20 protein-coding genes and 1 tRNA gene are annotated in these 21,183 nt (G+C 65.6%); 12 read left to right on the top strand and 9 right to left on the bottom strand.

Annotated elements, in window-relative coordinates; all coding sequences use genetic code 11:
• Positions 1 to 220: 220 nt before the first annotated feature.
• Positions 221 to 532 carry a helix-turn-helix domain-containing protein gene (locus tag D4765_RS11880; protein ID WP_136642519.1) on the bottom strand — a complete coding sequence of 104 codons (312 nt, stop codon included), beginning with the start codon at positions 530 to 532 and terminating at the stop codon, positions 221 to 223.
• Between the two features lie 498 nt (positions 533 to 1,030).
• Between D4765_RS11880 and D4765_RS11885 the strand changes: the two genes are divergently transcribed.
• The 4 genes from D4765_RS11885 (at position 1,031) to D4765_RS11900 (ending at position 6,166) form a co-directional block, all read left to right on the top strand.
• Positions 1,031 to 1,102, top strand: a tRNA-Arg gene (locus D4765_RS11885).
• Positions 1,103 to 1,382: 280 nt separating this feature from the next.
• The gene (locus D4765_RS19710; RefSeq protein ID WP_272898622.1) at positions 1,383 to 2,405 is read left to right on the top strand and encodes a Fic family protein; all 1,023 of its coding nucleotides are present in this window, start codon (positions 1,383 to 1,385) and stop codon (positions 2,403 to 2,405) included.
• A gap of 224 nt (positions 2,406 to 2,629) precedes the next feature.
• Complete coding sequence (locus D4765_RS11895; protein WP_201799300.1) at positions 2,630 to 4,735, top strand: adenylate/guanylate cyclase domain-containing protein; 2,106 nt, start codon at positions 2,630 to 2,632, stop codon at positions 4,733 to 4,735.
• A 6-nt stretch (positions 4,736 to 4,741) separates the two neighbouring features.
• Positions 4,742 to 6,166, top strand: coding sequence for a mechanosensitive ion channel family protein (locus D4765_RS11900; protein ID WP_136642520.1), 1,425 nt, complete (start codon positions 4,742 to 4,744; stop codon positions 6,164 to 6,166).
• Between the two features lie 2 nt (positions 6,167 to 6,168).
• On the opposite strand, the gene D4765_RS11905 is transcribed toward D4765_RS11900, so the two are convergent.
• On the bottom strand, positions 6,169 to 6,726 hold the full coding sequence (locus D4765_RS11905; RefSeq protein WP_136642521.1) for a nucleoside/nucleotide kinase family protein: 558 nt from the start codon (positions 6,724 to 6,726) through the stop codon (positions 6,169 to 6,171).
• Positions 6,727 to 6,729: 3 nt separating this feature from the next.
• Positions 6,730 to 7,416, bottom strand: coding sequence for an NUDIX domain-containing protein (locus D4765_RS11910; RefSeq protein WP_136642522.1), 687 nt, complete (start codon positions 7,414 to 7,416; stop codon positions 6,730 to 6,732).
• Between the two features lie 75 nt (positions 7,417 to 7,491).
• Here D4765_RS11910 and D4765_RS19365 point away from each other — a divergent pair, with 75 nt between their 5' ends.
• Positions 7,492 to 7,647, top strand: coding sequence for a hypothetical protein (locus tag D4765_RS19365; protein ID WP_162849203.1), 156 nt, complete (start codon positions 7,492 to 7,494; stop codon positions 7,645 to 7,647).
• Between the two features lie 66 nt (positions 7,648 to 7,713).
• Here D4765_RS19365 and D4765_RS11915 read toward each other — a convergent pair whose 3' ends face one another.
• Positions 7,714 to 8,097 carry a DUF1304 domain-containing protein gene (locus D4765_RS11915; RefSeq protein WP_136642523.1) on the bottom strand — a complete coding sequence of 128 codons (384 nt, stop codon included), beginning with the start codon at positions 8,095 to 8,097 and terminating at the stop codon, positions 7,714 to 7,716.
• A gap of 77 nt (positions 8,098 to 8,174) precedes the next feature.
• On the opposite strand from D4765_RS11915, the gene D4765_RS19990 reads away from it, so the two are divergent.
• On the top strand, positions 8,175 to 10,460 hold the full coding sequence (locus D4765_RS19990; protein WP_136642524.1) for a hypothetical protein: 2,286 nt from the start codon (positions 8,175 to 8,177) through the stop codon (positions 10,458 to 10,460).
• On the opposite strand, the gene D4765_RS11925 is transcribed toward D4765_RS19990, so the two are convergent.
• Complete coding sequence (locus D4765_RS11925; RefSeq protein WP_161580436.1) at positions 10,450 to 11,235, bottom strand: alpha/beta fold hydrolase; 786 nt, start codon at positions 11,233 to 11,235, stop codon at positions 10,450 to 10,452. The genes D4765_RS19990 and D4765_RS11925 overlap by 11 nt on opposite strands.
• A 163-nt stretch (positions 11,236 to 11,398) precedes the next feature.
• Here D4765_RS11925 and D4765_RS11930 point away from each other — a divergent pair, with 163 nt between their 5' ends.
• From D4765_RS11930 to D4765_RS11940, 3 genes are read left to right on the top strand one after another with little or no spacing between them, the layout of a single operon-like run.
• Positions 11,399 to 11,656 carry a BatC protein gene (locus D4765_RS11930; protein ID WP_136642526.1) on the top strand — a complete coding sequence of 86 codons (258 nt, stop codon included), beginning with the start codon at positions 11,399 to 11,401 and terminating at the stop codon, positions 11,654 to 11,656.
• A complete protein-coding gene (locus tag D4765_RS11935; protein WP_136642527.1) occupies positions 11,656 to 12,912 on the top strand; it encodes a cupin domain-containing protein in 1,257 nt (418 codons plus the stop codon). The genes D4765_RS11930 and D4765_RS11935 overlap by 1 nt, the downstream gene beginning before the upstream one ends.
• A gap of 37 nt (positions 12,913 to 12,949) precedes the next feature.
• Positions 12,950 to 13,933 carry a sucrase ferredoxin gene (locus D4765_RS11940; protein WP_136642528.1) on the top strand — a complete coding sequence of 328 codons (984 nt, stop codon included), beginning with the start codon at positions 12,950 to 12,952 and terminating at the stop codon, positions 13,931 to 13,933.
• 15 nt (positions 13,934 to 13,948) lie between these two features.
• On the opposite strand, the gene D4765_RS11945 is transcribed toward D4765_RS11940, so the two are convergent.
• Positions 13,949 to 14,968: an NUDIX domain-containing protein gene (locus D4765_RS11945; protein WP_170225122.1), complete on the bottom strand. Its 1,020-nt coding sequence runs from the start codon at positions 14,966 to 14,968 to the stop codon at positions 13,949 to 13,951.
• A 162-nt stretch (positions 14,969 to 15,130) separates the two neighbouring features.
• Here D4765_RS11945 and D4765_RS11950 point away from each other — a divergent pair, with 162 nt between their 5' ends.
• Both D4765_RS11950 and D4765_RS11955 read left to right on the top strand, forming a co-directional pair.
• On the top strand, positions 15,131 to 18,880 hold the full coding sequence (locus D4765_RS11950) for an AAA family ATPase (RefSeq protein ID WP_237280401.1): 3,750 nt from the start codon (positions 15,131 to 15,133) through the stop codon (positions 18,878 to 18,880).
• A 49-nt stretch (positions 18,881 to 18,929) separates the two neighbouring features.
• Entirely contained in the window at positions 18,930 to 19,145 is a 216-nt protein-coding gene (locus D4765_RS11955) for a hypothetical protein (RefSeq protein WP_136642530.1), read from the top strand.
• A gap of 96 nt (positions 19,146 to 19,241) precedes the next feature.
• On the opposite strand, the gene mscL is transcribed toward D4765_RS11955, so the two are convergent.
• Genes mscL through D4765_RS11970 form a run of 3 tightly spaced genes read right to left on the bottom strand, consistent with a single transcriptional unit; the run spans position 19,242 to position 20,694 of the window.
• On the bottom strand, positions 19,242 to 19,730 hold the full coding sequence (gene mscL / locus D4765_RS11960) for a large conductance mechanosensitive channel protein MscL (RefSeq protein WP_136642531.1): 489 nt from the start codon (positions 19,728 to 19,730) through the stop codon (positions 19,242 to 19,244).
• A 26-nt stretch (positions 19,731 to 19,756) separates the two neighbouring features.
• On the bottom strand, positions 19,757 to 20,092 hold the full coding sequence (locus D4765_RS11965) for an FmdB family zinc ribbon protein (RefSeq protein WP_136642532.1): 336 nt from the start codon (positions 20,090 to 20,092) through the stop codon (positions 19,757 to 19,759).
• Between the two features lie 23 nt (positions 20,093 to 20,115).
• The gene (locus D4765_RS11970) at positions 20,116 to 20,694 is read right to left on the bottom strand and encodes a 5-formyltetrahydrofolate cyclo-ligase (protein ID WP_136642533.1); all 579 of its coding nucleotides are present in this window, start codon (positions 20,692 to 20,694) and stop codon (positions 20,116 to 20,118) included.
• 32 nt (positions 20,695 to 20,726) lie between these two features.
• Here D4765_RS11970 and D4765_RS11975 point away from each other — a divergent pair.
• Positions 20,727 to 21,183 (top strand): UTP--glucose-1-phosphate uridylyltransferase (locus tag D4765_RS11975; RefSeq protein ID WP_148671250.1); only part of this gene is annotated, 457 nt, incomplete at its 3' end.

The following is a 21,183-nucleotide window of genomic DNA, read 5'->3' on the forward strand; positions in this document are numbered from 1 at the left end:
GGATTCCCCCTGTTAGTTTGTGGTCTTACCGTAGCGGCTCTAGGCGACTTTGCAACAGGTGTTACAACACCCACCCGTTCCCGCTGAAACAATCGGGAGAGTGCCGAACCAGCCGAAAACGCCAATCAAAGGCTTTCGGATACCAGACGAGCTGTACCGTCTCGCTCAAGCCAAAGCAGCCGAAGAAGACCGATCTCTCACAGACGTAGTAGTCGAAGCGTTAGAGGTCTACATCGGGAGGGAATGACCGCAAATACAGTTCTTCGATCAGCATCTCAGATGGAACACGTTTCAGCACGACCCGCATAACCTCAACCGAAATCTCATCCGGGCTCATCCACCTCGCCGCAATCAGCCCCGGCGTTGGATCGGTGTCATACGCCAAAGACACCTTGATCACCACGGCCCCCCCGATCGTTTCGCGTTTCTGCCACCGGTGCACGGTCGCCCTCGAAACGCCGCACCGTTCGGCTATTTTGCGTTGGCTGTCACCTGCCGTTACGCGGGTGAACCATTGCTGCCAAGTTTCCATTTGTGACTTCTCGTATGTTGCACCCCTGATACATATTTTCCCTCTTTTCCGGCGTGTTTTCTCCCAGGTGTTGCACCGAGTGCGCCCGTTTTCTGGCGTCGGTGGCGGGCACTAGAGTGACCACAAAACCTCCACTTCAGGGGGCAACGAAGCAAGACGGGCACTTGCAGTGTGGCGGAGGCTATCAGTGGGGCAATCGAAAGAGTCGGAACGTTTGGCGTACTCAATTTGCGAGTTCGCAGAGGCAGTCGGGCTTAGCGTGGCCGAGATCAGGTTGGCGGTAGCAGAAAGGGATCTGAGGGTCAGAGAGACAAAGTTGGGCCGGCTGATCGTGACTACCGAAGATGGGCTCTTCTGGCTTCGGAATCTAACGGTCATGTCAACGTAGACCGACACTCCAATTATGCTTGACGAGTTGCATATTTTGATCGTTGTGGCGACTAGTGTGTAGTCCTAGGGCAGTTCAACTGCCCGAGATGCCCGGAATGTAGGGCATCTGCCTCTGTAGCTCAATGGAAGAGCAAGTCCGTCCTAAGGATTAGGTTGGGGGTTCGAGTCCCTCCAGGGGCACCGTTCGCGTTCTGCGCAGGTGTCGTAAGCATCCTCTCGGTGCCGCTGTACCGATGGTTATGGCGATAACCATCGGTAAGGTGTTCTCATGACGATGAATGCAACAGGTGCTGACGCCGCCTCATCGTGGCCTGCCGTCACCTTCGAGCAGCGTCCTTGGGAAAGTCATGACACCGCTGGTCAGTCCCGTCGAGCGGCATTGCGAGCCAGAGGGCCCTACCAGGCCTCCATACCTCCGTCTATCGCCACGCTCGCGTTGCCAGCCCTCGATATGGACACCATGATCGCGGCCGAAGACGCCGTCGTCGAGCTTGGCCGATTCGATGGTGAGGTCGGCGCGATCGCCGCACCGTTCTCGGCAATTCTTCTTCGCAGCGAGAGCGCGGCCAGTTCTGAGATCGAGCAGCTCACGGCGTCAGCCAAGAACATTGCTTTGGCCGAACTCGGGCGAAGCGCGGGTCGGAACTCCCGGTTGATCATCGGCAACGTGCGGGCGATGGAAGCCGCGATCGAGATGGCCGAGCAGTTGGACGGGTCGACAATCGTCGCTATGCAGGCAGAAATCCTGCGTGATGACCAGCCGGAGGATACCGGCGGCTGGCGCACGCAGCAGGTCTGGATCGGTGGCGGGTTCGGCAATAGCCCACACGGTGCATCCTTCGTTCCGCCTCATCACGAACGAGTCGGAGCCTTGATGGACGACCTTGTCGAGTTCGCTCGCCGCACCGATCTGCCTGCGCTGGTGCAGATCGCGATTGCGCATGCGCAGTTCGAAACCATCCATCCATTCACCGATGGCAACGGACGAACGGGTCGCGCGCTCGTGCAAGCGATGCTGCGTCGACTGGGAGCCACGCAGAATGTCACCGTGCCTGTCTCCGCGGGTCTTCTGCAGGACACCCGTGGGTATTTCGCCGCCCTCACTGAGTACCGCCTCGGCAATGTGCAGCCGATCGTCCAGTCATTCGCTCGGGCGTCAGCTGACGCAATCGTCAACGGACGCCAGCTCGTGGCGGATCTGACGACGGTGCGTGCGCGTTGGGAGCTGGCAACGACTGCGCGAGCGAGAAGCTCTGGTCGTCGACTGTTGGATGTGCTCCAACGTCAACCGGTGATCGACTCGAACCTCGCCGCAGGCGAACTCGGCATTGATTCGAGGAATGCGCAGAACGGTATCGATCGACTGGTTACCGACGGCATCCTCACCCAGATGAGCGCCGGAATGCGAAACCGTGCCTACGAGGCACGCGAAGTATTGACCGCCCTCGACGGATTCGCGGCGCGAGCGAAAAGACGTCGCTAGAGACGGCACCGCACTGAATCGTCGGCCCTCGTTCAGAGCTCCGCCCTCTTCGCGGCGGTTTGAACGAGGGCCGACGGTTGCGTGCACGTCGCGAGTTGAGTCGCCCGGGGGTACATAATCAGAGGTGTATCGCTGGAGGAGGGACTCCACCGCGCAGGTACCTCTGCGCGGAGGTGCGCGGGGGTGGGGAAAGGGTCGCTGTGGCGAACCGGTTCAGTATGAGAGTGTCAGCGGGAGCGCGCAAGCCCGGGTTCAGCATCCAGTCGAAGCTGCTGGTCATGCTGTTGGGCGTGAGCATCGGCTCGTCGTTGGTGGTGGGCATCGTGGGGTACGTGTCGGGCAGCGATTCGCTGCGGGATGCTGCGTACTCGAAGCTCACCGAGACGCGCGAGTCTCGGGCGCGCGAGATCACGAACTACGTGAAGAACACTGAAGATTCGCAGGTCGTCTACTCGCGGGGAACAACGGCGATCAACGCCGTGACAGCCTTCAGTGCGGGCTTCGACGCCCTTCAGTCGTCGCAGCTGACGACCGAGCAGAACGCTGCGGTCGACTCGATCTACACGAAGACGTTCGCTCCTGAACTCACCGCGCGCTCTGGGCTGCAGACAGACCCCACCGCGTTCGACCCGACGTCGCCGGCGGCGCGCTACCTCCAGTACCACTACACGAATCCGACGCTCGACTACACGGCCACGCTCGCGAAAGACGATGCGGGCGACGGCAGCGCCTGGTCGGCTGCGAACAACGAGTACCAGGACTATTTTCGGGAGATCATCACTCGTTTCGGCTACGAAGACGCCCTGCTGCTCGACACGACAGGCAACGTCGTCTACTCGGCCTACAAAGGGGTTGAGCTGGGCACCAACGTTCAGACGGGCCCTTATAAGGGAACCGTGCTTGCGAGTGGGTACAACGAGACGCTGAACTCGAACCAAGTCGATTTCGTGAAGATCACCGATTTCGAGCGGTACCAGCCGTCGCTGGGGGCCCCCGCTGCGTGGATCATGTCGCCCGTGGGGGAGAAGGGCAAGGTCACCGGGGTGATGGCGTTTCAGCTGTCGATCGCTTCGATCAACGGCATCATGACGGCGAACAACGGGTGGGCATCCGATGGCCTCGGCGAGACAGGCGAGACCTACCTTGCCGGCCCCGACCAGCTGATGCGTTCTGTGTCACGTCAGCTCATCGAGAACCCCGACCAGTTTCAGAAAGACGTCATCTCAGCCGGTACCGCTCCAGATGTGGCCGCGCGGGAGGTCGAGGTGAAGGGCAGCACCCTGCTGCAGCCGGTACGCACCGCTCCTGTGCAACGGGCCTTGGCGGGGGAGACCGGCACCGACATCACCACCAGCTATCTGGGCACCGAGAGCATAGTGGCGTACGCGCCATTGAACATCTCTGGCCTGCAGTGGGTGATCGTGGCGCGCATCGACACCAGCGAAGCCTTCGCCGCAGTGAATGACTTCACGCGTAATCTCGTCTTCGCCATTATCGCCCTCATTCTGGTGGTTTCGCTGCTCTCGCTGATCTTGGCTCAGGTGTTCGTGCGGCCGGTGCGGCGCCTCGTCGGAGCCGTGCGCCAGGTGACGGGAGGCGATCTCTCTGTCGAGGTGCCGCAGGGTGCCCGCGACGAGTTCGGCGATCTCGGCAACGCGTTCAATGACATGTCGCGCTCGCTGCGCATCAAGCAGGCACTGATCGACGAGCAAACAGACGAGAACGAAAAGCTCTTGCGCACCCTGATGCCCGACGACGTCGCCAAACGGTACAAAGAGGGCCAGGAGACCATCACCGACGTGCATCACGACGTCTCGGTGCTGTTCGCTGACCTCATCGGCTATGACGCCTACGCGGCCGGTGTCGACCCCGAGAAAGAGCTGGCGACGCTGAACACCATCGTGGCCAGCTTCGACGAGGCTGCCGCTCGCATGGGCGTCGAGAGCGTCAGAACACTACGCGAGGGGTATCTGGCGAGTTGCGGGCTCGGCGTTCCCCGGGTCGACAACATTCGGCGCATGGTCGAGTTCTCGCTCGAGATCCGTAAGATCATCGAACGGTTCAACGCCCAACACTCAACGAACCTGAGCCTGCGCATCGGTATCGATGCAGGCACGGTCAGCAGCGGGCTCGTCGGCCGCTCGAGCCTCGCCTATGACATGTGGGGTGACGCCGTGAACCTCGCGAACCGCGTGCAGCAGGTCTCGGGTGCGGCGGGCCTCTTCGTGAGCCAGAGCGTACGAGACCGGATGCACGACGCCGTCGTCTTCGTCGAAGCCGCAACCATCGACACCGCCGACGGTTCGCAGACCGTCTGGCAGATCAAGTAGCGCGCCGTGATCGCCATCTGGAATCAGCCCTGGTTCGCGCTCGCCGTGACGATTGCCGTCGGACTCCCGGTTCTCCTGGTGATTCTCACCGAGGTTCTGGCGTTTCTGGTTCGGCGCGGGCACCCGGCCGCAAAACCCGTGCGGCTGCTGCGCAACCTCGTACTACCGGTGGGAGCACTGCTCGGCCTGCTCAGTCTGGCAAATCACCAGAATGTCGAGTTCACCTGGGTTCGCGTGGTTGCCACGCTCTTCGGGTTCCTCGTGATTCTGCTGTTGCTGTCGAGCGTGAACGTGGTGCTGTTCGGCAACCCGGAGGAGGGCAGCTGGCGCGAGCGGCTGCCGTCGATCTTCATCGATCTGGCCCGGCTCGGGCTGATTTTGGTGGGCCTGGCGCTGCTGTTCTCCTGGGTGTGGGATGCCGACATCGGCGGGCTCATCACCGCGCTGGGCGTGACGTCGATCGTCATCGGCCTGGCGCTGCAGACGGCCGTGGGTTCGATCATCTCGGGGCTCCTGCTGCTGTTCGAACAGCCCTTCAAACTCGGTGACTGGCTCGACACCGGCAAGGTCGTGGGCCGGGTGGTCGGCGTGAACTGGCGCGCAGTTCACATCGACACGGGCAATGGCATTCAGATCGTGCCGAACGCCACGCTCGCTGGGGCGTCATTCACGAACCTGAGCGAGGCGCCCGGGTCATTCATGGCGACCTCGACGGTGAAGTTCTCAACTGACGACCCACCGCACCAGGTCATCGACCTGATGCAGAAGGTGGCGTCGGGGCTTCCGATGCGCACGCCGGGGGAGTCGATCGAGGCATCGTATGCGGGTGCGGCCACCTACTCGATTTCGATACCGGTCTCGGGCCCAGCGGCTGAGGCCGGGGCATCCGCTCTCTTTCTCGCGTGGCTCTGGTATGCGGCCAGGCGCGAAGGGCTGGCGCTCGACGGCGACACGACCGACCCCATTGCCGAACCCGAACGGCTGGCCGAGGCGCTCGCATATGTCACCACTGTTCTGCGGCTGGGCCCGGGCGACTTCTCGTGGATGACCGAGCGGTGCCGGCTCGAGCGGTACGGCCACGGCGAGATGGTGCTGCCGGCGCGCAGAATTCCGGATGCATTCCGGCTCGTTCTCGACGGGCACGTTCAGCTGTCTGTTCCCACGCTGGTGGGCCCGGTGAACGTTGAGCGGCTCGAACGCGGCGACGTGTTCGGCCTGCTCTCGCTCAGTCGTGAGCTCGAGCAGACTGCCGCGACGGCCGAGGGCACGATCACGGTGATGCGCATACCCGCAGACGTTGTCGACCGGCTGATCGTCGAGCATCCGGCGCTTGCGCGGGCGATGGGGCAGTCGATCGAGGCGCGGCAGAAGAGCGTGGCGCTGGCACTCGCGTCGACTCTCGGTATCGAGGGCGCTGCGGGTTCTCTCTAGCGCTAGCGCTCGAGCACGAGGTCGGCGAGCCGAGCTGGCTGCTCGCGGGCGATGAACGCGAGCTCTTGTGCCGCCCACTCGTCCCAGTACGGTTCGTAGGCGGAGCCATCGCGGGCCAGAGCGCGGCGTTTCCGCTCGCTGTCGTCGAGTTCGACCCAGATCGTGAATGTGGCGAGCGCGGCATTCTGACGGCTCAGGCTACCCATTCCCTCGATGATGAGCGCGCGGTTCGGGTCGACGGATGCCCATTCCGCGGCCTTTCCCGCCACCCAGTCGTGGCGCTGCCAGCGTGGCTGGTCGCTCGCCAGCAGTTCATCGTGAATGTGGCGGCTGGCGGCGTCGAGACCCTGCCAGCCGGGGTAGATGTCGTCGAGGTGAACGAGGGTGACGGGTGCGGGCCACGCGGCGGCGAGCTCGGTGGCCAGGTCGGTCTTGCCCGAGCCGGAGCGGCCGTCGACGAGCACCACTGCGTCAGTGAAGGCGGTGGTGGGCCTCGGTGCGGCTGTGTCGGTGCGGATGCGGATGCGGGTGAGCAGGGCATCCAGAGCCGGTTGCTGCATCGGTCAGCGCGCCTCGAGGAGCCCGGTGCGGTCGGCCCACTGCAGCAGAATGACGGTCTTAGCGTCGACAATGGTCGTGCCGATGGCTGCGAGCGCCTCTGTGAAGTCGAGTTCGACGTTCTCAATGTCTTCGCCTTCGCCCGCGAGCCCGCCGCCCGCGCCGGTGAGTGTTGCCGCGCTGTACCGGGCCGCGAAGAAGTGCAGCTTCTCCGTGACAGAGCCGGGACTCATGAAGAGGTCGAACAGATGCGCCGCGTCAGAGATGGTGTACCCGGTCTCTTCGGCCGTCTCGCGTTCGATGGCCGCGAGCGGGTCGTCGTCGTCGAGCAGACCCGCCGGCGCTTCGACAAGGTTTCCGTCGGGATGGCCGTTGACGTACGCAGGAAAACGAAACTGGCGGGTCAGCAACACCGTATTCTGCTCGGTGTTGTAGAGCAGAACGGTGGCGCCGTCGCCACGGTCGTAGGTTTCGCGGTCTTCTGTGCTCCAGTGGCCGTCGCGGTGGCGAAAGTCGAACGTCGTTGCGCGCAGCACGAACCAGTTCGACGAGAGCAGCCGTACGTCTCGCACGATCACGTCGGGGTTGCCGGTGAGGCCTCGGCCGACCTGGTCGAGCCCTGTTCTGCCGCGGCTGTCGGCGACATCGATGCCGGGGGTGGACTCCGGATGCCCCGCCGCCGCCGCACTCACCCGCGCACCATATCGGCAGCCATCGGCTCTGGCAACCACCCGCGCGCAATTCGCAGCCGGTTCGATAATAAACGCATGGGAATTTTCATCGGAATCATCATTGTAGGAATCATTCTTCTCGTCTTCGGTGTGGCGGTGAAGGCGGCCGAGGTGCTCATCTACATCGGCATCGCTGTCTTGCTCATCGGCATCATCGCAGCGCTCGTGCGTTACATTCGCGGGCGCGCCTAACAGCTGAACAGCCGGGGCCTCAGCCTGCTGGGCCGCAGCCAGCTGGGGCCTCGACCAGCCGGGGCCTCAGCCAGCGATGAGCAGGAAGACGAGCCCCAGCAGCGCGGGAGTGCCTTGAAGTGCGGCTGAGCGCAGGCGCTCGCGCCCCGTCGAGAGCAGCACCAGTGCTGCGAGCACGATCGAGGCCATCGTGAAGACGGCGAGCGTGAACCCGGCTTCACGCGCCGCCGTGTAGTACAACACGAGACCTACAGCAGCGCCCACTGCCAGAAACAGGTTGTAGAAGCCCTGGTTGTAGGCCAGCGGAGCCGTGGTGTCGGCATCGGCTTGGCTGGTCAGGCCGAAACGCTTCCAGATGGCAGGTTGGTGCCATTGGATGCTCTCCATGACGAAGATGTAGACGTGCAGCAGCGCGGCGATGGCGACGAAGACGGTTGCAAGTATGCCCATGTGCACAGTCTAAAGGTGGGCCGAAATCAGGTGAGATTTTGTCGAGTTCGAGCCTCTAATGACGTAGAATATGACCCATGAACACGCGCTGGCGGGTCACAAAGGTGGGTGCCGCGACAATCGCTGTGCTGGTGTTCTCCGCGCTCAGCCTCGCTTCGGCCGGGGCCTCGCACGCCGCCGGCGTGCTCAGCGTCACGACTCCTGCCGACGCGGGTACGGTGTTCTACTCCTCCTCTGACACGGCCTTCGACGTGCTGTTCGCAGGCCAGGCCGAGCCCGGCGTTGCTGTGACGGTGACTCTGCCGGGCGGCACCCTCTGTACCACGGGGTCGCTTGGCGACGGGTCGTGGCAGTGCACCATCACCTCCGCTCCCGACTTCTCCGGTGACGCGACCATCTCCAGCGGCCTCGGTGACTCCATGACTTTCGCGGTCGGGTTTCTGAACCCTCCTGTGCTGTCGCCGGCAGAAGCCGCCGGCCTTGTCACAACCGACGCCGCGCAGGTGGTGTCCGGCACGGCATTCCCGGGTTCGCCGGTGGTCGTCTCGCTCTCGCCCACCCCGGCAAGCGGCTCCGGATGCACCACCACGGCCGATCCGTCGGGAGCGTTCAGCTGCGCCCTCGCCCTCACCGACGCCGACGCCGGAACCCACAGTCTCAGCGCCACCCAGCGCCCGTTCTTCGCCGAGCACGACTCCGCGCCGTCACCCGATGTCTCGCTCGAATACGAGCCGGCGGTGGTCGTGACACCGATCGTGCCGGTGGTGCCGGTGACCCCGGTGACCCCGGTGGTACCCGTGACCCCGGTGACCCCCGTCCCGCCGGTGGTACCCGTGAACCCTGTCATGCCGGTGGCTCCCGCGTCTCCGGTCGACCCCGTCACCCCGGTGACCCCGACCGCACCCAACGGCGCCGTTGCTCCGGTCACGCCGATCGACCCCGTGACCCCGGCCGTTCCGCAGACGCCAGCCCTGCCGTTCGCCCCGGTTCTGCCCGTGACCCCTCTGTCGCCCGCTGCGGCGCCTGCCCCGGTGGACACCCCGGCTCCCACCGTGCCGCCGACTCCCGCAGTGACCGCCAGCCCCCTGGTGCCGCGCGCGGGGGGCGCGCCGGTGGGCGGCGCGAACGCATTGGCCGGGGCGGTGGGTTCAGCGAACACCTCGGCCCCGGCTGGGGCAGGCGCGTCGTCGGCCGCCGGCACAGGCACGGTGCTCGGTGCCGCAACCGCGCTGGTCGCCTGGGCTGGCGGCGGGTGGGCCGACCAGGGCTGGGGTCAACCCACCCGCTTCGGAACCTCGCTCCAGCCGGTCTCGTCAGTGCCGTTCGGCCAGCCGGCATTCATCGCAGGGCTTGTGGCACTTGCGGGCGTTCTGGTGCTGCTCCTGGCGCTACCGGCGGAGCTGCTGCAGTCGACCGTGCGGGAGAACTATGAACGCATCGCGGAGCGTTTCGCGCCTGCCCGATGGTGGCAGGCGTCAACGCAGGGGTCCCGCTGGCGCGCCCGATTCACCGGGTGGCGTGCGCAAGCGGCACTGCTCATCTCGGCGGCAGTAATCACGACGTTCGCTGACCCGACAACCGGGTTCGACGTGAGAACGGTGCGGTTGGCTGTTGCGTTGACGATTGTGCTGGTGGTGGTCAACTATTCGGTCATGGCGGTCACCCAGCTGCACGCAATGCGAGTGCACGGCGCGACCACCCGCATGGCGCTGCGCCCGCTCGCTCTTCTCCTACTCGTACTGAGTGTGGCGGTCTCGAGGGGGATGGGCATGCAACCCGGCCTGCTCTTCGGCCTGGTTCTCGGCATCGAGGTGGGCGAGCGGCTCGGCAGGGCGGCTGAGGCAAAGGTCACCATCGTGGTGACCGCGTTGCTGGTGACTCTGGGAGGTGGCAGCTGGCTGGTCTACAGCGCGCTGAATGCCACCACTCCGGCACCCGCCACCTTTGGGGCCCAGCTGCTGAACGAAGTATTGGGCGGGCTCGCCGCCGAGTGTCTGTCGGCCCTGGTCATCGCACTGCTTCCGCTGACGTTTCTCGACGGCAAAGCCATCTTCGAGTGGTCGAAGCTGCTGTGGCTGGTTGTATACGCGGCGGCCTCCGGTGTCTTCGTGATCGTGCTGTTGCCGTCGTCGTGGGTGCAGCTGCCCTCGGTGTTCTCTCCGTGGGCGCTCGTGCTCGCGGGGTTCACCGCCCTCAGCCTCGCGGCCTGGGCCTACTTTCGCTGGCACCCCGAGGCTCTCGAGATGGAGCCCGGCCCGGAGTCGCAGGCGCTGCCCGACGCGGCACCCGACGCGGGGCCCGGCGCGGAGCCCCAGGCGCTGCCCGACGCGGCAGAAGGTGCACTCGGCCGCGTCAACGGATGACGCGCGCCACCTCGCGCGCCACGGCCGGCCGCACGATGTGGTCGGCCTTCGCCACCTCGTGCACCGTGACGTTCTGCAGGCGCGCGAGCCGCTCGATGCTGTCACTCAGCACGATCTGGTCGCGGGAGCCGTACACGACCTCGACCGGAACAGAGATCTGAGCCACATCGGCGAGGGTGGTCTGCCCTTCGATGCAGTGCTCCATCGACAGCGCGAATGCCGCCCAGTAACGCTCTTCGATGACGAGGGCGGGGCTCGGAAAGAAACGCGCCAGAAACGCCATGTTGCGCTGCGTGGTCTCGCGGTTCGTACGCAGGTATTTGTAGAACCGCAGGTAGCTCTTGATGACCGTGCGGTCGGCGAACTCGGTGACGTACGCGCTGGCGGCGTACACCGGCGGGGCCACCAGCACCACCTGGCAGACGTCTCGGCGATAGATGGCCGCGTAGCGCGAGGTGATGAGTGCCCCGAGACTGTGGCCGACGAGCGTGAACCGCCCCCGCAGATGCAGTGACCGAATGGTCGCCCGAAGTGCTGCCACGTGCTCCTCGAGCGTGAACTGGGCATCGGCTGGCGCCACCGACTTGCCGAAACCGAGCAGGTCGATGGTGATGACCCGATAGAGGGGAACCAGCAGCGGAACCACGTGCACCCAGCTCTGCGACGACGAGTTGATGCCGTGGATGAGGATCACGACCGGCCCCTCGCCCTCATCAGACGACACGTTCAGCAGCGGCGCCGAGCGGGCCGGCCACGCGAACCTTGCCTCCCCCATGAAAAGCACCTTCTCTCGCACGCATCGACGCGCCCACAGTCGTGACTGAGGCAACCTCATGATACACCTCAGTCTTCTTCGCAACCCACTGTTTCGTGTCGGTGCCGAGGCGTACGCTCATGTCAAACGGCACCACCCGCCGTTCGGTATCGAGAGGATGACTATGGCTATCAACGACGACGACATCACCACCGAACAGGGAGCGGGCGGAGAGGGTCCCGCGGATGGCGGCGCAAACCCGAACGGGCACGACGGTGGAGCCGATGGTTCTGCCAGCGCAGGCGAAGGGCCGGCCGACGGCGGGGCGAACCCGAACGGCCACGATGGTGGCGCTGACGGTTCGGCCGACGAGGGGGAGGGCCCCGCTGACGGCGGCGCCAATCCCAACGGCCACGATGGCGGAGCTGACGGTTCTGCGTAATGCCTGAATTCGAGCGCGGGTCGGGCGAGCGGCCCGCGCTCTCTCGTCTGGTGGGCGCCGACACTGCCCGCGTCTTCGGCGCGACGTACTGGTCTCGCCAACCGTTCTTGGCCGCCGCCGTGTCGAATGCCTCATTCGACGACCTCTTCAGCAGCGCGGCCGTCGACGAACTCGTGCGCGAGCGCGGCATCCGCACTCCCTTCATGCGCATGGCCGTTGAAGGTTCTGTGCTGAGCCCCTCGACCTACACAGCACCCGGCGGTTTCGGCGCCGAGGTGGCCGACCAGGTCAATAGCGAGAAAGTGCTCGCCGAGTTCGCTGCGGGCGCGACCATCGTGCTGCAGGGCCTGCACCGCACCTGGCCACCGCTGATCGACTTCACCCGTCGCCTCGTTGACGACCTCGGGCATCCGGCGCAGGTGAACGCCTACGTAACCCCTGCCTCGTCGCGCGGCTTCGACCCGCACTACGACGTTCACGACGTGTTCGTGTTGCAGATCAGCGGTGAGAAGCACTGGCGAATCCACGCTCCCGTGCACCCGCATCCGTTGCGCGACCAGCCCTGGAGCGACTACCGCGAGCAGGTGGCAGCCCAGGCCGCCGGTGAACCCGTCATCGACACCGTTCTGCGACCGGGCGACGTGCTCTACCTGCCCCGCGGCTGGATCCACTCGGCCGAAGCCCTCGGTGGCACCTCGGTGCACCTCACTATCGGCGTGGCGGCCTACACGCAAGCCGACATCGCTCACTCGCTCCTCACCGTCATCGCTGACACCCCGGCGCTTCGCGAGTCGCTGCCCCTCGGCGTCGACTTCGGCGACACCGAGCAATTGCTGCCGATCGTCGCCGAGGTTCTAGCGGGGCTGCAGGGTGCGCTCCAGATTCCGGATGCCCGTGCTGCTGCGGTTCGCCAGGCATCCGCCGTAGGGGCAGACCTGTCACATCGTCTCTCGGGGGCGAGTCGCCCCGAACCCGTTTCGCCGCTCGCGACGGTGGATTTCATCGGAACCCTGAACGAAGCGAGTACCGTGCGCTGGCGCGGCTCACTTCGGGCCGCCATCACGACTGGCCCCGAATCAGTGCGTATCGCGCTCGCCGGTCGCTCTGTCGTGCTTCCGCAGGAGGCACAGCCGGCGGTAGAGATGTTGCACGCCGGGCAGGCCGTGGCGGTCGGCGAGTTGCCGGGCCTCGACCCCGCGTCGGCGATCGTTGTCGTGCGGCGGCTCCTGCGCGAGGGCATCGTGGTACCGGCGTGATGCGGGTGCTCCTCGGGTCTCTGATGTCTCGCTGTCTGTGACGAACGCCGACACGGCAGCCGGGTGGGCACCGTGCAGTGACCGCTCGCGGGAGCGCGACGACCCGCTGGCCGCCACCGCCTCGCGCGGACTCCAGTGGTTTCTGGTGGAGATCGACGGGTCGTGGGGCGCGAACGCCTTCATCTCCTCGGCGCTCGGCCGTGAACTCGGCCAGGCTCTTGTGCATCGAATCGAGTCAGCAGGGATGCGACCGCTCGCCATCAGGCGGGCCCGGCGCTTTCGCGCGGGGCGCATCGCGAAGCCGTCGTGGCGATGGGCGTTCGTCGATTCGCGGCCCGGGTTCGAAGAGGTGCGATGGGGTGAGGTGACGGATCCGTACGAGCTGCTCGAAGTGCCGCTCGACGGGTCGACGGGCATCCGGTCGCCCGAACCGGTGTACTGCGTCTGCACCCACGCGAAGCATGACCAGTGCTGCGCGGTGCGCGGCAGACCCGTGATGGAGGCGCTGGTAGCGGCGCACCCCGACGAGACGTGGGAGTGCTCGCACCTCGGCGGCGACCGGTTCGCCGGCACGATGGTGATCTTTCCTGAGGGGTTCTACTTCGGCCGCGCAGATGACAGTGAAGCCGTCGGCATTGTGGATGCCTACCGGGCCGGGCGGGTCGATGAGCGATTCTTTCGCGGGCGCAGTTCGCTCTCGCACCCGGTGCAGGCGGCCCAGCACTATGCCCGTGAACACTTCGGCGTCGACCGGCTCGATGCGTTTGCTCCGCTGGGTGGTGGCGCTGCCGCTCCACTCGCAGCCCGCGTCAGCGACCGCGCCGCCGACCGCGCAAGCTCCCTCGCACCGGGGCAGACGGCAGTGCTGCTCGACCACGACGGGGTCGCCGTGCGCGTCGTCGTGGCAGAGACGCTCTCAGAACCCCTGCTCAGCACCTGCGCCGCAACACGGTTCGGCCGGGTGCGAGAGTTCTGCCTCGAGTCGATCACCGTGATGCCGCCGGGGGTTTGGGTCGGCTGACCGCCAGCGGCTCGCTCAGATGGCGTTGTCGAGGAGCGCCCAGAGCCAGCTCGGGCCGAGCACGCGCGCACCCAGTGCCGTAACCCGGCCGGCGAGTTCGCGGTCGGCCGTCACCACCCAGACGTGAGCAGGGGTGGGCTTCGCAGTGAGGGCTTCGACGGTGTCGACGATCTGCTGGTCGCCGTCGCGCGGCGACCGCACTATGCGCAGGCGTTCGGCAATCTCGTTGGTGCCGGGTCCCGGTTCGGGCAGTGCCGGTTCGGGCAGTGCCGAGTCGACCAGCGCCGAGTCGACCGTCACCGGGTGCTCGACCAGCTTCGCCGCACTCGCCTGCCCCTCGACCACGAGCACCACCTCCGGCCACCACCGGGAGTTCTCCACCGCGCTGCCGAGCGCCTCACCCGTGAGGCCCGCGACGCCGAGGGTGTTCAGGGCGGCCGCGAACTTCTCCGTCGCGCCGAGCCGGTCTTTCCACCAGCCGTTGGGGCGCGAACCGATGACGTTCGCCGCGTCGACGACAATCACGTCGCCGTGCTCGAGCTCCCCGCGCAGCATCGGCCAGGCCGCGCCGAATCCCGGGTGCAGTGGCAACGCCTCGATCTCGTCGATCGGCACCCAGCGCATCTCGATGCTCTCGGCATCGGCTACGGCGGCGTCGAAGGGTGCAGTGGTTTCGACGACGACGGTCGTGTAGCTCCAGAACCCCAGGTCGAGCGTGAACGTGAATTTGAGTTTCAGCGCCTCGACCGCAACGCCGGCCTCTTCGTGCGCTTCGCGAATCGCGCCCTGAACCGGCGTCTCATTCTCGTGCTTCGCACCGCCGGGCAGCCCCCACGTGCCGCCGAAGTGACTCCAGTTGGCCCGATGCTGCAGCAGCACGCCTCGCTCGCGGTCGAACACCAGCAGGCCAGCTGCTCCGAACCTGCCCCAGAACTTCTGGCCGGCCCCGTCTTCGACCCAGCCGTCACCGCTTGCGGGCGCGTGCAGCCGGGGAGGAACAAAGGAGTGTGGCGACGGCATCGCCGGCTCTGACATAAGCGCCATTTTGCCACGCCCTCGACCCGCTGAATGACCATCGGGCCCGCCGCAACACGCACAAACGGCGAAACTCGGGCCCGCTTACCGTGTTTTATCGCTTACCCCACATAGGGTGTCGGTGTGTGGCGTGCCGATAAGAAACGAGATTCAGACCCTGACGTGTCTGAGACCGACGTAGCATCGTCGGTTTGGGGTCGCCGCGGCGACTCCGCGCCCGGGAGATCGGGTGTCGAGCACGGTTCGGGTACCAAGACCGGGTCGATCATCTCGACCGACGATCTGGTCGAGCCGGCGAGGCAACAGTGGCGAGACGAACTCGCGCTGCTCGGCGGGGTGTCACCGCTCATCCACTTCGACGACTCGCCTCGGTCGCGGGTCGATCTCACGACCACGCATCCCAGCGGTCTGGCGCAGTTCATCACGGGCAACGCCACCCTGCTCTCGAGTCTCATCCGCGACGAACTCGCTCTTCGCAGCGCCCGCATCGCCGCCGGCGCCATCACCGACAAAGGTGTCGAACTGCGCTCGGTTCGCGGCATCGACTCCGTTCACCTCGCCATCGGATTCGCGGAATGGAAGCTCGACGACGAGCGATTCTCTGCCCCTGTGCTGCTGCGCCCGCTCTCGATTCGCCGCTACGGTCGCGACTTCGAACTGAAGCTCCGCGGTCTGCCGTTCGTCAACCCCGAACTGGCCCGTGCGCTGAAAGAGCAGTTCGAGATCACGCTCGACGCCGATGCCATCGTGGCCCTCGCCGCCACCAACGGCGTGTTCAAGCCGCAGCCGGTCATCGACCACCTGCGGGGCGTGACGAGCCACCTGCCCTGGTTCAGCGTGCAGCCTCGCCTCGTGGTGTCGTCGTTCGCCGGTGTGGCTGACAGCATGGTTCTGGATGCCCAGCAACTCGATCATCCGGTGCTCGACTCGCTCGCCGGCAGCCTCACGGCGCGTCGCGGGGTTCAGGAGTCGTACCACCCCGTCGACCCCACGCCGCAAGACTCTCGCCCGCCGTCGACCGACACCCTCCTGCTCGACGCTGACGCCGAGCAGGAGAACGTCATCGCGCAGATCGCGGGCGGCAACTCCCTCGTCGTGAAGACCCTGCCCGGCACGGGTGGCACGCAGACCATCGTCAATGCGGTGGGGGCCCTCATCGGCCAGAACAAGCGTGTTCTCATCGTCAGCCCGCGCCGCCTCAGCCTCCGGGGCATCGCCCGCCGGTTCAACGACGTGGGCCTGCCCGGCGTCGCGGTTTCGCCGCGAAGCCTGCGACGAGACCTCATCCAGTCGATCGGCCGCAACGAGAAGACCATGCAGCCACATGTCGCTGACGTCGACGAGGCGTTGGTGCGCCTTCGGCACGTGCTCATCGACTATCGCCAGTCGCTTCAGCGCGTCGACCCGCTGCTCAAAGTGTCGGTGCTCGACTCCCTGCGGGAGCTTGCGCGCCTGTCTCTGCTGCCGAAGCCGCCGGCGACGACGGCCCGCCTCGACCGCAATTCGCTCGAGGCTCTCGCGTCGGGCCGCAGCCGCGCTGCGAAGACCCTGATCAAGGCCGCGGCCCTCGGCGAGTTTCGCTACGGGCCCGACGACTCTCCGTGGTACGGCGCCAGCTTCGAGACGGCCGACGATGCCGCGAAGGCGCACGCCACCGCGAAACGCATCCACCGCACCGACTTGCCCAACCTGCTGACCCGGGCCTATGAGCTTGTCGGCCAGACGCACATGCGCCAGTTCACCACGGTCTCTGAGTTGGGGTCGTACCTGCGGCTGCTGCTTGACCTCCGCGAGACGCTCGACAAGTTTCTCCCCGTGGTCTTCGACCGCTCGCTGACCGACATCATCGCCGCGACCGGCCCCCGCCGCGACTCTGCCCAGATGACCGGCACGAGTCGGCGGCGCCTGCGCAGTCTCGCGAAGGAGTACGTGCGGCCCGGTGTGCACATCGGCGACATCAACGCGTCGCTCCGGCGCATCCAGCAGCAGCGCACACTGTGGCACCGATTCGCCGCGGCCGGCATCTCGCCGGAGGTGCCGATCGGGCTCGCCGACGTTCAGGTGGCTTTTCAGCGCGTGAGCGAAGACCTCGCGCAGCTCGATGTGCCGCTGGGAACCGCGGGCACAGCACGCCAACTCAGTGAGCTGCCCATCACCGACCTCATTCCGCTGCTCGACGGGCTCGCTGCCGACTCGGAGGTTCTGGCCAACCTGCAAGAGCGCACCGCTCTGCTCGACACGCTGCGTGAACTCTCGCTCGACCCACTGCTGACCGATCTCTCGCAGCGCCACGTGCCCGAGAGCGCGGTGGCAGACGAACTCGAGCTGGCCTGGTGGCAATCGGTGCTCGAACTGATGCTCGCAAACGATCGTGCTCTGCTCGGCGCCAACACGGGCATCCTCGACCGCCTTGAAGCAGACTTCCGTCTCGTTGACGAGGCGCACGCGTCGGTCAGCGGCCAGATTCTGGCGTGGCAGCTCGCCGAGACTTGGAGCGTTGGTCTGGTCGACCACGCCGATGAGGCCGGCCTTCTGAAGACGATGTTGCGAACCGACGCCGTCGACTCGCGCACCCTGCACGAGGCCGCACCGTACCTCAGCCGCGTCTTGGCGCCGGTCTGGCTCGCGTCACCCTACGAGGTGTCTGAGATCTCTGACGACATCGTGTTCGACGCCGTCATTCTCGTCGACGCGGGGGCCACCACTCTGGCCGAGAACGCCGGAGCCATTCGCCGGGCCCGCCAGGTTGTTGCCTTCGGCGACCCGGTGACGCAGACCCCGTCACGCTTCGAGATCGCTGTTCCCGCTGTCGTGCTTCCCGCGCCCCGCGAGACCACCGCCGACGCTCGGTCGGTCGAAGAGCTGGCTGCCGACTCTGCCCTGACCAGGCTCGCCGAACTCGTTCCGACGCTCTCGCTCACCCGAAGCTATCGGGCCGGCGGCGAAGACCTTGCCGAACTCGTGAACCATCGCTTCTACAACGGCAAGATAGACTCGCTGCCCTGGGCCGGCACCTTCCTCGGCCACGGCAGCCTGGCCCTGCACTACCTCGAGGGGGCGGGCGGCATGCCCGACAGCGAGACGGGTGCCGTCGAGAGCGTCGACGCCGAAGTCGAACGCGTGGTGTGGCTCGTCATGGACCACGCCCAGAAGTACCCGCGCGAATCGCTGATGGTCATCACGGCCAGCGCCAAGCATGCCGTGCGGGTTCAGCAGGCGGTTCTCTCGGCATTCGCCAAGCGAAGCGATCTCAGCGACTTCATTCTGAAAGACCGTGCCGAGCCGTTCATGGTGGCGACCCTCGAGCAGTCGGTGGCGCAGAGCCGCGACCGGGTGATTTTCTCGGTCGGCTACGGCCGCACGCCGCACGGCCGTGTGCTCACCAACTTCGGTGCCCTCGCCAAGCCCGGCGGCGAACGCCTGCTCGCCGTGGGAATGACGCGGGCGAGACGATCGATGGACATCGTGAGCTGCTTCAAGCCCTCTGACATCGATGAAGAGCGCATGAACTTCGGAGTGGTGGCGCTCCGCCAGATTCTCACCGAAGCCGAGAACGGCCCAACGCCCGACACCTTCTCGAGCCCCGGCGACGCGCTTCTGATCGATCTCGCCCGTCGCCTCGGCGCGCGTGGCCTCGATGTGGCTTTCGAGCACCGCGGCAAGCTCACGCTCGTCGCATCCTACGAGGGCCGCGCAATCGTGGTCGAGACAGATGCCGTTGTTCACTCGATGAGCCTTCGCGAGTCACTGCGGCTTCGCCCCGACATGCTGAAGCGCCTCGGCTGGCACTACCTCCGCGTGCACAGCTTCGAGCTGTTCACCGACCCGGAGGCCGTAGCGACACGCATCGCCACCGTGATCGGCGTGCGTCAGCTGGCGGCCGTCGGTCGAGTACCCGTTGGCTCGATCTGACGTCACGGCGTCTGACCCAGCAGTGCCCGATTCGCAGAAGCCTGGTGCAGTGACGCCGGATTCGCCGGTTCGGCGGTCAGGGCACCGCCGGGTACGCACCGAGGCGGCACCGGGGTCAGACGCTGAGCCGCAGGCGACACTGAGGCGAGGGGCCGGCCCCGGGCATCCGGCGCGCGCAGCCGAAGACACCGACCGCGCCTGGGGCGATGGCTCAGACGAGAACGACCAGCGCCTCACAGCCGACAAGCCGCCGCACTGGGGCTGAGCCCGCGTGTCGAGCGGTGAGCACGAGTATTCGACCACCGAGCTGAGCGATGACGGCCTCCGATGCGAGCCGGCAGCGCTCAGCCGCGTCGCACTGCTACTCGATGGTGACGGCCGGGGCGTCTTTCGCCGAGTTCGTGGGCGCCTCGCCACCGGATGCGACGGTGTGGCTACCGCTCGAGCGTTGCGCGGCCGCAAGAAGGTCACGAATCTCGATCAGAAGTTCGGTGTCGGTCGGGGGAGTGACTGCCGCTTCTTCTGTGACGGGGCTCTGCTGGCCCTTGAAGAACTGCACCTTCTTGAGGTGATTGATCGGTACGACGAACACGAAGTACACCACGAGGGCCACGAGCAGGAACTGGATGATCGCGGCGATCACGAGGCCGAATTTGAGGGTGCTGTCACCGACTTTAAGGTCGGCCGCGTCGTTGAGGGTCTCCGACTGGAACAGCGCTGAGATGAGCGGGTTGAACACGCCAGAGACGATGGCGGTGACGATGGCGGTGAAGGCAGCGCCGATGACGACGGCGACAGCCAGGTCGATCACGTTGCCGCGCAGAATGAACTCTTTGAAGCCCTTGAGCATTGGTTTTCTCCTTACGTTTGTAAGTTCTATGCTGCCGTACTGCTCGAGCCTGAGCTGCCAGATGCGGGTTTGGTCGACGTCGTGGCGGGCTTCGAGCTACTCTCGGAGGGCTTGCTGGAGGGGCCGGATGACTTCTCTGACGACTTCTCTGACGACTTCTTCGGGCCGTCTGAAGAGCTCGATGTTGCTCGTGAATCGTTGCGGTAGAAACCCGAGCCGTTGAAGGTCACGCCGATGGGGCTGAACACCTTGCGAAGCTTTCCGCCGCACACCGGGCAGACGGAGAGAGTGTCGTCGGTGAACGACTGCTGAATGTCGAAAGCGTTGTCGCATTCGGTGCAACGGTATGAATAGGTGGGCACAGGTACTCCAGGATCTGGTGGGATTAGAACGAAAGAATGCGTGTGGGCGTGACGATGCCGTTCACCGGCTGGTCGTGCACCTCGCGCGGAACAGCGTCGATGAGTTCGTCGTCGTAGATGACGGCGTACACCGGCGGGCATTTCTTCATCGAGCCGAGCGTCTTGTCGAAGTAGCCCCGCCCCCAGCCCATGCGCATGCCGGTCACGTCGATGGCGGCGGCCGGTACGATGATGAGATCGACATCGTTGATGGCAATGGGGCCGAGTAGTTCGCCCACCGGCTCGGGGGTGCCGAACAGCCCCTCGACCTCGCTTTCGCCGTCGCCGTGCGCCCAGTCGAGCAGGCCGTCTTCGCGCGTGATGGGGAAGAGCGTGCGAACGCCGTTCTCGAAAGCCCAGTTCAGGTAGGGCCGCGTGTTGGGTTCGTTCGGGGCCGACAGATAGCAGGCCACAAAGGTTGCTTTGTTCTCAAGGGTCAGTGCGATGAGGTTCTGGGTGAACGCCTCGGTGGCCTCGGCGCGCTCGGTAGAGGTGCGCGTGCGGCGGCGCTCGCGCAGCTCAGCGCGCAACGCGCGCTTCAGGTTGCTGACGATTGGCTGCATCTAATGATTTTAGATTGGATAATGTTGCCTGCATGACCTCCTCCATCACCAAAGTTGTGATTCCTGCCGCAGGCCTGGGAACACGTTTTCTTCCTGCCACGAAAGCGATGCCGAAAGAGATGCTGCCGGTGGTCGACAAACCGGCCATTCAATATGTCGTCGAAGAAGCCGTCGCGGCTGGCCTCATCGATGTTCTTGTCGTTACGGGGCGCAACAAGCACGCTCTTGCGAACCACTTCGACCGCGTCACCGAACTGGAATCGACCCTCGCGAACAAGGGCGACCACGACCGCCTGCGCATGGTCAACGAGGCTACGGGTCTGGCTGAGATGCACTACGTGCGCCAGGGCGACCCGAAAGGACTCGGGCACGCCGTGCTCCGCGCGAAAATGCACGTCGGGCACCAACCCTTCGCCGTGATGCTCGGAGACGACCTCATCGACGCCCGCGACACACTCCTCACCAAAATGCTCGAAGTACAAGAACACA

Origin of the sequence: Subtercola vilae, from assembly GCF_004923255.1 — a bacterium.
GTDB classification, from domain to species: Bacteria; Actinomycetota; Actinomycetes; order Actinomycetales; family Microbacteriaceae; genus Subtercola; species Subtercola vilae.

Excerpts from the sequence above, each read along its gene's own strand:
- D4765_RS11880 (WP_136642519.1), bottom strand. The coding sequence starts at position 532 with ATGGAAACTTGGCAGCAATGGTTCACCCGCGTAACGGCAGGTGACAGC.
- D4765_RS19710 (WP_272898622.1), top strand. The coding sequence starts at position 1,383 with ATGATCGCGGCCGAAGACGCCGTCGTCGAGCTTGGCCGATTCGATGGT.
- D4765_RS11905 (WP_136642521.1), bottom strand. The coding sequence starts at position 6,726 with ATGCAGCAACCGGCTCTGGATGCCCTGCTCACCCGCATCCGCATCCGC.
- D4765_RS19365 (WP_162849203.1), top strand. The coding sequence starts at position 7,492 with ATGGGAATTTTCATCGGAATCATCATTGTAGGAATCATTCTTCTCGTC.
- D4765_RS11915 (WP_136642523.1), bottom strand. The coding sequence starts at position 8,097 with ATGGGCATACTTGCAACCGTCTTCGTCGCCATCGCCGCGCTGCTGCAC.
- D4765_RS19990 (WP_136642524.1), top strand. The coding sequence starts at position 8,175 with ATGAACACGCGCTGGCGGGTCACAAAGGTGGGTGCCGCGACAATCGCT.
- D4765_RS11925 (WP_161580436.1), bottom strand. The coding sequence starts at position 11,235 with ATGGGGGAGGCAAGGTTCGCGTGGCCGGCCCGCTCGGCGCCGCTGCTG.
- D4765_RS11930 (WP_136642526.1), top strand. The coding sequence starts at position 11,399 with ATGGCTATCAACGACGACGACATCACCACCGAACAGGGAGCGGGCGGA.
- D4765_RS11935 (WP_136642527.1), top strand. The coding sequence starts at position 11,656 with ATGCCTGAATTCGAGCGCGGGTCGGGCGAGCGGCCCGCGCTCTCTCGT.
- D4765_RS11945 (WP_170225122.1), bottom strand. The coding sequence starts at position 14,968 with ATGTCAGAGCCGGCGATGCCGTCGCCACACTCCTTTGTTCCTCCCCGG.
- mscL (WP_136642531.1), bottom strand. The coding sequence starts at position 19,730 with ATGCTCAAGGGCTTCAAAGAGTTCATTCTGCGCGGCAACGTGATCGAC.
- D4765_RS11970 (WP_136642533.1), bottom strand. The coding sequence starts at position 20,694 with ATGCAGCCAATCGTCAGCAACCTGAAGCGCGCGTTGCGCGCTGAGCTG.